Consider the following 13,145-nt stretch of genomic DNA (forward strand, 5'->3'; position numbering starts at 1 on the left):
TTTTGTTTTTTATTTTAGGCATTCTTAAAGTCCCGCCATTTCCCCTAGCTTTTTAACAACATTATAGATCCATATAGATTCCATTCGATTGAAGCTTATTACCAAATTTATTCATAAATAAAGGATCTTTTTTTCATATGTTCTAGTTAATAAATACTCTTTTAAAATAATGGCACATTCCACCGAAAAATGTATTTGTCTGTATTTATTCCCTTTTCCTAGTATTTCAGCTGTTCTGCGATCCAAATTAACATTTTCAATACATAGTTTCGCGACTTCTGCCCTCCTACATCCTGAAGAAAATTGAAAAAGAACTAACGCTCGGTCACGAAGAGGTAATTTTTCTGCGGCCAATTTCACCTGAGCATACTCTTGTTCATTTAAATAGTTAGGTAATCCTTGAGGTATTTTAAGTCTCCATCTTGTTTTCATTACCATGTTTTCTAAATACTCTTCCTCAAGACAAAATTGAAAAAAAGAAGAAAGAGTAGATAAAAAGAGATTTAATGTTTTTGTATTTTTGCCAGCTGAAAACTTATTCAACCATGTAAGTACATCCTCCGATGGATGTTAACTCGTCCAAAGAAACTAAACACTCCGAAAAAAATCTCTCTAGTATCCATCGATATTTTGTAATAGTGGCTTCTGCTTTATTAGTCAACTTTAAACTCAATAAATATTCATTCATAACTGTTCTTGTTAATATCGGGATATCTTCTCGAGTGCTTTCCCAGTATTTCTGTGTCACTTTTAGTCTTTTAACTCCTTTCAGGTTAATAAATTAGTATAGTTATTTACCAAATTTATATTTTTTAAACCTATAATTTAAAATGGGATAGTTATATAAAAGGAAAGTTTTAAATGTTCATTCGAAATATAATCTATAGGCATATCTATAAACATCGTCTTAAAATAACAATGGTTATCCTTATTTCCTATATTGAAAGGGATTACTCAGCATTAGATAGTTCCTCAAAAAAAGAAACCTTGAAAGGCATTTAGCCAATCAAGGTTTTCTATGGGTTGCTACCTTCTCTCGTTTTAATTCCTTTGGTTTCCCACTATCCAGGTATAAGAATGACCAGTTTAACAGTTAATTCTTCGCCCCCTCCAAAGCAGTGATTTACAGTGAGCTCCTAGCTTAATTTTGCGCCATATACTAGCTTACCTTTTTTAGATGGTTTCGTCTGCCTAGCCGTAGAAGTCTTTTAAAAATCCCATCAGAGTACGACTTTTCTTAACTTTATCCCTTTTGTGTAATTCAGCAAAGCATGGAACACAGAAGGATTAGGTACTTGTTGATCGACTGTTTACAAGAACGGGACTTTCACCTGTCAATCGGAAGTACAATTAAAAAGAAAACCCCACGTTCCTGCTAAATGCAAGACATGGGGTTTTCATATTCACTCATTTCACTGAATATATCAGCTTATAGAGTAATATTTGGTTTAATTAAGCACCAACAGTAACAGATACTTTTTTAGTAGCTACTTTACCAGAAGCAGTGTGAGTAACTGTGTAAGTTAATTCTGCAGTACCTGCAGCAACAACTTTACCGTCATTTGCAATAGCTGCTGTATTAGTAGAACCTGTAATAGCATAAGTATATCCTGCTTGAGGATCTACAACAACTGCTGTTCCTACATTAGCTGCAGTATAAGCAGTTGTAACTTTTAATGTAACTCCATCTACTAAACCTTGCTCTTTAGTTTGAAGAGCTGGTTCGTTTGTTACTAATAATTTTTGAGCAGCCGTTAAAGCGTCATAAGCTGTTCTAGCAGCTTCAATTTGTGCTTGTGTAGTTGCATTAGTAATTAGTGTTACAACAGCTGGAGCTGCACCATCTTTATCTAATTCTACAGTAGTTTTTTCAATATCAGCAATTACATTACCAGCACCGTCTTTAACGAAACGAGCATCTTTAGCTGAAACTGTAGCAGAAACTAATGGTTTATCTAAAGTTAAGATAAGAGATTTAGCATCTCCTTGAGTTACTGTAACTACAGAAACATCATCTTTTTCATCTAAATTATTAATTACTTCGAAATCAGAATCTGCACCTGCAGATGGAGTAACTGCTTCATTGAAAGTAATTTTAATTTGATTGTCTTTGCCATCAACTTTTGTAATTTGTTTAACAGTCGCTTTGATTCTGTCAGTGATATCTCTTGTTTCACCTGTGATTTTTTTACCTAATACATCAACAGTTGATGGAGATGGTTTAACAGTAATTTTAAGCGCAGCTGGTGGAGTTGCAGTATTTAGTACATCTTCTGGTAAATCTGTTTTTAATGTGAAAGTTACTGTTTTACCATCAGTAGAAATTTCAGAATGAGCAATTTCAGAACCCTCTACAGTGAAGTCACCTTGAACTAGTGATTGAATTGGGTTAGTGAATTTTACTTCAACTTTATTTTTTGCAGTTGCTTTAACTGTATCGATTTTAGTATCAGTTTGATTTGCAACAGCTAATTCTTGATGTAATCCATTTAAATAATTTCCAGCTAAATCTTTAACTAGTTGTACTTTAACTTTAAAGTTAGAGCCTGATGCTGGAAGATCTTTAGTGAAGTTAAGAATAACTCCTTTTGCATCTTGAGTTACATTAAATGATGCAATTGTTAATTTTGTGTTATCTGGAGTAGTAAAAGTATATTTATCTGTATCAACGATTGAACCGTCTCCACTTGTTGCCATTGCTTCATTAAATGCAACATAAAGTTGTTTATCGTTTAAACGAGTAACAGATGATAATTCAGGTGGTGTTACATCTTTAACTGATAAAGTTGTTGTGTATGGAAGCATTACATTTTTCAATGTTGTATCATCACTTACACCATTTACACTTAATGTGTAATCAGTATTATCTTTTAAATTACCTAGTAAAGTAATTGTTACTTCTTTATCTTTTGATACATCAACAGTACTAGAAATTGCTTGTGTTTTACCATCTTTATCTTTAATCACATAGTTAGCAGCTTTTTTAGCTGTTTCTTTATCTAGTGATTTTGTGAATTTAATAACAAGTTGTTTGTTGTTAGAATCTTTAACAAATGTAGAGCTGATTACTTCTGGACGAGTTTGATCGATTACAGGTGTTACTTGTACTTTTGTATCTTTAGCAATTTCGTTACCAGAGAAGTCTTTTACGTTAGTAACATATAAATCTGTTGTGTAAACAAGTTTATTGTCACCAGTAAATGTGAATTCATATTTATCATCAGCAAGTTGTTTTACAGATGTAGCTTGTTTTTTAGCTCCACCTTGCATCCAGTAGATGTTAGAAGCGAATACTTGCTCTACAGGCTCAGAGAATTTAAGTACTACTTTCTCGAATGAAGCACTTACAACTGAAGCTACAGTTGGAGCAGTTTTATCTTCAACAACATTGAATTTTGTGTCAGCTTTCACTGTTTTGAAGTTGTTGTAATCTTCAGTACCTTCAACAGTTAGAGTGTGTTCTCCATCTGTTAAAGCAGAAGATAATTTAATGATTACAGTGTTTAAGTTTGTTTGGATTGAACCAACAACTACTTTACCATCAATTTGGAATTGTGATGTTTGAGCAGCTTTAACTGGCTCGCTGAAGTGTACACGAATAGTTTTGTTACCTAAAGCTTCTACTTTAGCTACAGTTGGTACTGTATTGTCAAGTGGCTTGAAAGCTACATCTTTAACATTTAAAACTTTATCGCCAGCTTTAATGTTGTTAAGAGCTAATTTATATGAAGCTTGGTTTTCAAATTGACCAACAAGATTTAAAGTTACAGAGCGACCATCTTCAGCAACAACTGCAGTATCAACTACAGGATCGTTAGTACCAGTAATAGTATAGTTACCTTCTTCAGAAGCTGTAGCTGGGTCAACTTTACCGTCAAACTCTACTACTACTTGTTTAAGGTTAGTTGCAGATACAGATTTAACAGCTGTAGCTGTAGTTACAACGTAAGTAACTTTAGCTGTGTACTCAACATCGTTGATTGTGAAAGTAACTTCAGTTTCTTTGTTAGGCTCTAAAGCTGTTTCTAAAGTAACAGTTTCTTTAGTACCATCTGTTAAAGTTACGTTTAAAGTTTTAGCGTCAACTACTTCAACTTTATCAACTTTTACAGTTGCTTCTTCATCAATCTCAAGAGCACGAGAGAATACTACTGCAAATTCTTGACGAGTGATTGATGCATTTGGGTTTAGGTTTGTTTTACCATTTACTTCAGAACCTTTGATGATGCCGTTTGCAACAGCAACTTCTAGGTAAGATTTAGCCCATGGTTTAACAGTTGAAGCGTCAGCGAAATCTTTAAGATCTGCTTCACCTTCTAATCCGAAAGCTTCTACAAGAATTTTAGCTGCTTCTGAACGAGTTAAATTTTTGTCTGGTGCAAATTCAGTTGCACTTAGACCATCAAAAATTCCGTTTTCTACAACAGCTGCGACTGCATCATAGTACCAAATGTCTTTTTTAACGTCTTTAAAATCTACATCGCCTTCAGCTTCTAATTCAAAAGCTTCTTTGAAGATTTTAGCTGTTTCTGCACGAGTAATTGATTTAGTTGGGTTGAAGTTTCCTTTTTCATCCCCTGAGATAATTCCAGCGTCAACTAAAGCTTGAACATCTTCTTTTGCCCAATCTGAAACTTTGTCGAAATCCTTGATTGTTGTTGCTGCTGATGCTGCAGGAACGATTGCTGCTGCAACAAGTGCTGCTGTTGCTGATGCCGCGAAAAACTTACGGCCTTTGTTTTGCTTTGCCATTATTGTATTCCTCCCTAACATTTCCTTAAAATTGGTATTATCCTCACGAAAACTATAGTACTGCTTAACCTAAATGTATGTATTATAGCTTCCTTGAATAATAAAAAAAACTACAAGCAAATTTTTTTAGTAAAATTCACTAGAAAAAGAGTATTAGAATACCATTCTAGTAAATTTATTCACTTTCCACAATAATATAACACTATCTTTCTCTAAATTCAAGCATTATGACATAAATTTAGATATAGAAGGTTTTTTTACCGGGTATATTATGGTATCCACTATACCCCAATGTTTTTGCCTTATTCAGGCTGGTAACATATAGAACCATTACCTATTATACCTGACTCTCAACATTATCCAAGCATTTTCTGGAATAGATACGAAATTGTCAAATATTAAAGACTTCCGTAAATAATTAGTCATAATTGTAAAGAAACAGAAATATATATCGCGATTTCAAAAGGAGGAATGTATTTTACTTCATTATTATTACGGTAAAAATGGACCTGTTTCCATGTTGTAACAATAGATACCCTATTTTTATGCTACACTTTTAATAGTTTGATAGGATATTATCAACTATTGAAAGGGGCTTAAAGAATGAAAGGTAAACTCTCGATTTTCGGGGCCATGCTTATTGCGATGTTCTATTTAGCACCTACAAATGTAGCTGCAGAAGATATTTCTAAGCATTGGGCCTACTATGAAATGAACTATCTGATTACACACGATTTAATGAAAGGTGATGATTCAGGTAATTATCGCCCGAATGATTCCGTCACTCGTGCTGAATTCACCGCATTTCTCGTAAGAGCACTTAACTTACCAGAAGTATCTACGAAACCTAACTTCTCGGATGTACGTGAAGGAGATTGGTATTACGATGTCATAAAGCAGGCGAGTCATTATCAAATAGTCAAAGGCAATGCAAATGGAAAGTTTGATCCAAACGATAACATTGATCGTCAGCAAATGGCTGCCATGCTAAAAAGAGCACTCGATTACCAAAACATCAAGACGACTGCCTCCCCTCTTAAGTTTAATGACAATGCTAGTATCGCTAAATGGGCTTATGCCGATGTGCAAGAAGTCGTGTCGTTAGGGCTGATTGTTGGTAAGCCGAACAATACATTTGCGCCACTTGCCCAAGCAACACGTGCTGAGTCAGCTACTGTACTCTATCGATTGATACATTTAGATGCACCTGAAGTTGGTGGCAAGCAATATACTACTACCAACTACGCACAGGACTACAAGGCTGTGGTGGATAAACAGGCAAAAAATAATCCAAAAGTAGATGGTGCTGGCGTTTTCACAGCTAGCGAGGCACTAGTGTCATACTATGTACACCCTAAAAGTTTTATTCAAGATAGTCCGTCCTATTATCAATTTTTAAAATTATCGACGGCTGTGACGAATCTAAATGCAAAAACGATCAACGACAAAGCTCTTTATAATAAAGGAAGCTTAGTCGGTACAGCAGACGCCTTTATTCAGGCCGGTGTTGATCATAATGTCAATGCCATCTATTTGCTATCACATGCATTGCATGAAACAGGCAATGCAGCTTCAGCACTAGCAAATGGTATTGAAGTTGGTCTCGATAAGGAAGGTAAAGCAGTAATGGTCACGACTGAAAATCGAAATAGCCTAACTGCTATTAAGAAAACATACAATGTATATGGCATTGGAGCTATTGATGCAAACGCCAATAAATTTGGAGCTGAACGAGCTTATACAAATGGCTGGTTCACGATCAAGGATGCGATTATTGGTGGGGCACAATTTGTGAAAGATCAATATATTAGTAAAGGGCAAGACACATTGTATAAAATGCGTTGGAATCCTGAAAACCCAACGGTCCATCAGTATGCAACACATGTCATGTGGGCAGTGCTCCAAGCGCAAAAGATTTATGACATGTATGAATTAACGGGTGCCAATACTACGACTAACTTAGTATTTGACGTTCCTGTCTATCAAAACCAGTCTTCCCCTACTTCGTTACCTACTCCTGCAAAGCAATATGCAGTAGATACAGCTTTAGCTGGGGCCACTGGACAGGCTACAGTTGACGACCTAAATATGAGAACTTATCCGAATACAGCGGATGCTTCTTCCATCATCACGAAATTACCAAAGGATACATCGTTCACTGTGCTCGGTGAAAATGGCGGTTGGTACAAAGTCAAAGTGAATGGACAAGAAGGTTGGCTATTTAAAGAATATGCAAGTCTGAAAAATGGATTGCAGATTGTCGATATGAACATCACGCTAAATGTAAGAAGCGAGCCATCTACTACGTCTTCCATTTTAGGTACTGTAAAACCAAAGAGCTTTATCATTGGTGTTGTAGATGCTAATGGTGATTTTGTAAAAAACGGTAACTGGTATAAAGTGAACTATAATGGCAAAACGGGATGGGTTTATGGTGATTATATTGTGAATAACAAATCACTCGATTCAAAATAGGTTTATAAAGCAAGAGAGTGCGAATCATTTTATTCGCACTCTTTCTTTATGTATATTCAATTGTTTAAATCCGCGAAAAATTAAAAATCCCCCCATGATGATACGCTTATTTCCTCTATAACATTTATATGCTATATATAATAGAAGAAACTCAAATTTCAAGAATTATATTACCATATTGTATTATTACTTTTACCGCCTTATGAAAGGCAAAGGTAATATATTCATCACTGTAAAATTGAACATGCATTTTGCGTTTCCCTTCCCCCTTCTTCTTCACAATTCACCCAATATTATTCTCCTGACACAATGCCCATCCATCACCGAAAATTTCCTGTCAATATTGCTTTTGTGGTATGATAGATTGCAGATAATTATGCCTCGGCATAATTGCGTCCGGAATCGACTTTGTGCCTGCACAAAGAACTCCTTTCCGATTCCGTGACATCCGCCGGAGGCTTTCACTTCTTTCAGCGGGTGTCCAAACCCCCGCTGAAAGAAGTGAAAAAGGAATAAAGAAAGGTTTGAACACTATATGAAGCATGTAACGATTATGGGCGTACCCTTTTTACATAGTAATCAGCAAGAGTTTGTTGATATACTCGTCAATCGTATTGAACATGAAGAAAAGACATTCGTTATTACAGCAAATCCCGAAGTCGTGATGCAGGCAAATGAAAATCCTACTGTCATGAATTATCTGAAACAAGCTACTTACATTTGTGCAGATGGTATCGGCGTTGTAAAAGCTGCACAAATACTTGGTGATCCGCTTCCGGAGCGTGTTACTGGTTACGACACGATGGTACGACTTTTAGAAGTGGGCAATACAAAGCGCTTTAAGATTTATCTGTTAGGCGCACAAAATGAAACGCTCGAAAAGACTGTGAAAAATATTAATCAAACGTATCCAAATGTGGACGTAGTAGGCTATCATGATGGATTTTTTGATTGGAACAAAAATGATATTGCGAATGAAATTGCTGCATTACAGCCTGATCTTGTATTTGTTGCACTAGGTGTGCCAAGACAAGAAAAATGGATTACAGAAAATCTAGGTCAATTTAGCAAAGGTGTATTTATCGGTGTTGGTGGTTCCTTTGATGTTATTGCAGGAACAGTCAAACGAGCTCCTATGATCTGGCAAAAATTAAATCTCGAATGGCTCTACCGACTGCTTCGTCAGCCAAGTCGTTTTGGAAGAATGCTTGTCCTTCCTCGATTTGCTTTAAAGGTTTTCGCATTAAAATTTAAAGGCCAGGGAGCACCAAAATGAGTCAGTCCACATTTGTCAAAAGTACTCTTGTCCTAACAGTTGCTATGTTGCTTTCTAAAGTCATCGGTAGTATTTTTCGAATTCCGCTACAAAATATAGCGGGCGATGAGGTACTTGGTATATTCAGTTTAGTGTATCCAGTCTATATGGTGGCACTCTATTTATCGGTTGCCGGAATCCCTATTGCCATTTCGAAGCTTATTGCGGAGGCCAATGCAAAAAAAGACACAGATCAAGTGAAGAAAATTTATGTCACAGCAAGCATCCTAGCGCTATGCTTTGGCGTCTTAAGTTTTGCAATCATTTATGGCTTTTCAACTGAAATCGCAAATGCTTTAGGAGGCCCATCAACAAAAATTGCGTTAATTGTTGTTGCTCTTACATTGCTCATTGCTCCTTATATGGCTGTCTATCGAGGATTTTTCCAAGGCTATGGGGATATGCGTCCGACTGCGATTTCTCAGGTAATTGAACAGTTAGTGCGTGTTGCTCTAATTTTAATTGTTGCCTATTTCCTAGTTGCAATGGATTATTCCAATGATATTGTCGCTGGGGGTATTATGGCAGGCTCTGTACTTGGGGCTGTTGCATCTCTCTTCTATTTACGCTTTAAATATTTCCGTTCATCTGTAAAAGTAACCAGCAAAGAGAAATATAAATTTAACGATTTCTCACTCTGGGGTAAGACAATTTTAAAAATATCGATTCCGATTGCCATCGGTTCTGTCACAATGGCACTCTTTAACTTTGTTGACTCCTTTACAGTAACGTATGGCTTAAGAAGTGCTGGTGCTGACTCAAGTGAAATTAATTTCCTTTACGGGATTTATGGTCGAGGATTAACGCTTGTTCAAATTACAACTGTTTTTGCATCCTCTATCATATTACCGCTTGTTCCACTAATTACGACAAAACTAGCAGAACGTAAATTAGATGAAACACGTGGGATTATTGAGCAAACACACCGTATTACCCATCTTATTTCCTGGCCAGCTGCTTTAGGGTTACTAGCATTAACCTTACCTTTAAACCTCGCTCTTTTCACAGACTTAGAGGGAAGCTTAATGTTAGCAATTATTAACCTTAGCTCTGTATTTACATCTCTGACACTACTTGGTACAGGTATTTTACAAGGGATGAATGCTGCCAAAACTGGAGCTATCATCATTCTTGGTGGTGTTGTACTAAAGATATTTTCAAATATCTTCTTTATCCAAGCGTTCGAATTAGATGGGGCAGCCTATGCAACATTATTTGTTTACTTTGTTTTATTCATTGTAAATTCTATTTTTATTTATCGTGCAATTCGCTTCACCGTACTTGGAAAAGATACGATCAAAATCATCCTATCTTCTATCCTAATGGGAGCTGCAGTCGGTTTGCCTACACTTTGGTTTGATATTGAAAAGTGGTCAAGAACGTGGGCAATGGGTTATCTAGCTGTTGCAATTGCAATTGGATGTGTTATTTATTTCCTATTATTATGGTTAATGAATGCCATTAATGAACAAGATTTAAAGAAAATCCCGATTATCGGGAAAAAGGTTTTCATAAATAAGAGAGGTAGAAAATTTATGTCGAAACAGAAATGGCTTTGGGGAATTGTCATCCTATTGCTCGTCGTGTCTTCACCTGGAATCATGATGAGGTGGAACGCTGAGCAATCGAATGATGCCTATGAAATAGTGATTCCTTATGATGAAATTCAAGTAGTAAACAAGGAAAGCGATTTAACAATGGATAAAATCCTTTCCTCTTTAAAAGATGCAGGGCTTACAACCGTTAGCCTTGAGCCTTTAACATTAAAGGAAATGGAACGTCAAAGCCTGATTTCCATTTACGATGAAAATGAATTAGCAGCACAACTACGTTTCACACCTTATAAAGGTGCTGTTGATGTCAATAAGAGTGGATACTATATTAGCGTTCCTGAAAACGCAAGCTATCAACAACTCATTAAAGACAGCATGAAGCCTGAAGAAGTACAAATAGGAGATGAGTCTTTCTATTTCCTTCCGAGTTCAAACCATCGTTATGATTTAAAAACACCAATTGGTTACGATAAACCTGCAATGGAGATGATCAACAAGCATGATCTGTCCCTCATCTTTAAAGTAGAGAATGCAGACAATAAAGCGGCCAACGAAAAAATCGTTAAGCAATTGCTTGAATTAAAAGATGCCTCTGCAGGCCGTTTACTTGGTTCAGGGAATGAGGCCATCGGATTTGGACAGAAGTCAGGTAATGAAATGATTGAACAGCTAAGTAAGGCTGGCTATTATTTCTACACAATTGAAAGCAATCCCCTTAAGGGCGAAGACAAGATTGCAAAAAGTACAGACTATAATATGATTCGCTTGCATAGCATCAATGTAAATAGAGAGACAAAGTTAACGCTTAATGCAAGCATTGATCGTACAACACGCGCAGTAAAAGAGCGAAATATTCGATCTATCTTCTATCATATTAAAACAAAAGGTAATGCTAAGAAAAATTTGGCGGAAACAGTTGATTATTTAACAGGTGTTCAAAAGCAGATGCCAAATCATTTCAAGTCTGGCACGCCAAAACTATTTGATACTGTTGCAGTCCCAACATGGGTAACGGCACTTGTCTTATTAGCAGGTATCGTATTTATTTACCTTATCTCAGAACTAGTGAAATGGATGCCTCTTCGTATAACAGCAGTTGTATTCATGAGTGCTTTAGCTGTCGCGTACTTCCTTCTGAAAAGTACTCTGTTCTTACAAGCATTCGCGTTAATTATTGCAGTTATGGCCCCAACGTATGCAGTCATTAAAACAGCTAAGGGCTCTAAAAATATTGCTTCGATCTTACTACAATATTTAAAAGCAGTAGGTATTAGCATCATTGGTATCGTTATTGTCATTGGATTATTAAATGGCAATGCATTTATGACAGGCTTTGAAGCATTTAAAGGCGTTAAGCTTGTTTATGTTGTTCCAATCGCAGGTGTATTAGTATTTGTGCTACTAGAACTTAACCGTCTAGTTGATAAAGATCTAAAGAAAACACTTTCAAATACCGTTACATTATTAAATAGAGATTTAAAATATTGGCATGTTTTACTGCTAATTGTCGTTGCAGGAGTAGGATTATTCTATATCAGTAGAACAGGTAACTCTGGTTCCGTTAGTAATGCAGAATTGGTATTTAGACAATGGCTTGAAAATATCCTATATGTTCGACCAAGAACGAAGGAATTTTTAATTGGTTTCCCATTCTTTGTTTTAGCGCTATATGTGATGGGCATTAATCGAAAATGGGGCAGTCTCCTTCTAATACCAGGTGTTATTGGCTTCTTGTCTATTGTTAATACCTTTACACATTTACACATCCCTGTTGCTGTGTCCGCATTACGTACACTTTATAGCGTTTCACTTGGTTTTGTCGTAGGACTAGTGTTTATCTTTATCTTCAAGATCGGTTACCGTTTTATTTCTAAAGCAATCGCGAGGTGGACATAATGCATGTTGTATTGTCTGGCTACTACGGATTCGATAATGTTGGCGATGATGCGATACTACTTTCCATTATCCAAGCTCTAAGAAAACTTCAAAGTGATATAGACATTACGGTATTATCGAATAATCCAGCGGCCACTGAAAAAACATATGGTGTGAAGGCCGTGAATCGTTGGAAAATGAACGAAATCAGACAAGTACTAAAAACAGCAGATGGGCTCATCAGTGGTGGCGGTAGCCTCATGCAAGACCAAACAGGAATGAAGACGATTCCTTACTATGCGGGCGTTATTCAAATAGCAAAATGGTTAAAAAAACCTGTATTTGTATACGCTCAAGGTATGGGTCCAATCAATCATCCTGTAAGTAAATTTATTGTCCGTAAAGCCTTTAATAAGGTAGAAATAACAGTACGAGATAAAGCCTCACAATCTCTTTTAACAGAGATTGGTGTCAAAAACGAGGCTTTGGTGGTACCCGATCCGGTGATTGGACTTAACGGTAGCACCTTCCATACTAATTGGTTAGCAGATGCGTCATTATCAACGAGCACTTATATCGCTATAAGTGTTCGTGACTGGCCATCAACAGTAAATTACAAGCAAAAAATAGCAGACAGCCTCGATCAATTAGTACGCCATGGTGAACAGATTGTCTTCTTGCCGATGCATGGTGAGCACGATGCAAAGTCTTCACAAGAAGTAGCAGCACTTATGCAAGAAAAGAGTATCATAGCCCCTGCTGATCTATCGATCGAAGAAAAAATTGCGGTGATTGGGCAGTCTAAACTGCTAATTGGTATGAGATTACATTCATTAATTTTCTCAGCCATCCACTCTACCCCATTTATAGCGATTTCTTACGATCCGAAAATCGATGCATTTGCTGAAATTGTAAACCAACCCATTACTGGACATGTTGAAGTGGATGATTGGGACGGGACATTATTGTTTGAACAAACTATAAAAGTACTTGAACAATTACCGACCATCCAAGAAAACCTGCATCAAAAAGTCCAAGGGCTCCAAGCTGCTGCAGAGACGACAGCAAAATTAGCATTAGAGGCTTTCACAAAGGGCAGTTAATCAATTATGCCTCGGCATAATTGCTGTCTCTTATACACATCTACTATCACACGATAACCATATATATGTGTT

General features: G+C 36.5%; 5 protein-coding genes and 2 pseudogenes. 5 read left to right on the plus strand and 2 right to left on the minus strand.

Features of this window, described 5'->3' with window-relative positions:
* Positions 1 to 111: 111 nt before the first annotated feature.
* Positions 112 to 543, minus strand: coding sequence for a tyrosine-type recombinase/integrase (locus ACFXN8_RS21980; protein ID WP_386847660.1), 432 nt, complete (start codon positions 541 to 543; stop codon positions 112 to 114).
* Positions 544 to 1,452: 909 nt separating this feature from the next.
* The gene (locus ACFXN8_RS21985) at positions 1,453 to 4,752 is read right to left on the minus strand and encodes an S-layer homology domain-containing protein (protein ID WP_386847661.1); all 3,300 of its coding nucleotides are present in this window, start codon (positions 4,750 to 4,752) and stop codon (positions 1,453 to 1,455) included.
* A gap of 603 nt (positions 4,753 to 5,355) precedes the next feature.
* On the opposite strand from ACFXN8_RS21985, the gene ACFXN8_RS21990 reads away from it, so the two are divergent.
* The 5 genes and pseudogenes from ACFXN8_RS21990 (at position 5,356) to csaB (ending at position 13,073) form a co-directional block, all read left to right on the plus strand.
* A complete protein-coding gene (locus ACFXN8_RS21990) occupies positions 5,356 to 7,227 on the plus strand; it encodes an S-layer homology domain-containing protein (protein WP_386847662.1) in 1,872 nt (623 codons plus the stop codon).
* Positions 7,228 to 7,762: 535 nt separating this feature from the next.
* The gene (locus ACFXN8_RS21995) at positions 7,763 to 8,503 is read left to right on the plus strand and encodes a WecB/TagA/CpsF family glycosyltransferase (RefSeq protein ID WP_386847663.1); all 741 of its coding nucleotides are present in this window, start codon (positions 7,763 to 7,765) and stop codon (positions 8,501 to 8,503) included.
* Positions 8,500 to 10,047, plus strand: a pseudogene (locus ACFXN8_RS22000) (putative polysaccharide biosynthesis protein); the annotation flags it as partial. The gene ACFXN8_RS21995 and the pseudogene ACFXN8_RS22000, both read left to right, overlap by 4 nt.
* Before the next feature lie 189 nt (positions 10,048 to 10,236).
* Positions 10,237 to 11,991 (plus strand): annotated as a pseudogene (locus ACFXN8_RS22005) (DUF5693 family protein); the annotation flags it as partial.
* Positions 11,991 to 13,073, plus strand: a complete 1,083-nt coding sequence (gene csaB / locus ACFXN8_RS22010) for a polysaccharide pyruvyl transferase CsaB (RefSeq protein WP_386847664.1) — start codon at positions 11,991 to 11,993, stop codon at positions 13,071 to 13,073. The pseudogene ACFXN8_RS22005 and the gene csaB, both read left to right, overlap by 1 nt.
* Positions 13,074 to 13,145 lie beyond the last annotated feature (72 nt).

Origin of the sequence: Lysinibacillus sp. NPDC059133 (assembly GCF_042755925.1) — a bacterium.
GTDB lineage: Bacteria > Bacillota > Bacilli > Bacillales_A > Planococcaceae > Lysinibacillus.

Coding starts and splice junctions, on each gene's coding strand:
- ACFXN8_RS21985 (WP_386847661.1), bottom strand. CDS start 4,752: ATGGCAAAGCAAAACAAAGGCCGTAAGTTTTTCGCGGCATCAGCAACA.
- csaB (WP_386847664.1), top strand. CDS start 11,991: ATGCATGTTGTATTGTCTGGCTACTACGGATTCGATAATGTTGGCGAT.
- ACFXN8_RS21990 (WP_386847662.1), top strand. CDS start 5,356: ATGAAAGGTAAACTCTCGATTTTCGGGGCCATGCTTATTGCGATGTTC.
- ACFXN8_RS21995 (WP_386847663.1), top strand. CDS start 7,763: ATGAAGCATGTAACGATTATGGGCGTACCCTTTTTACATAGTAATCAG.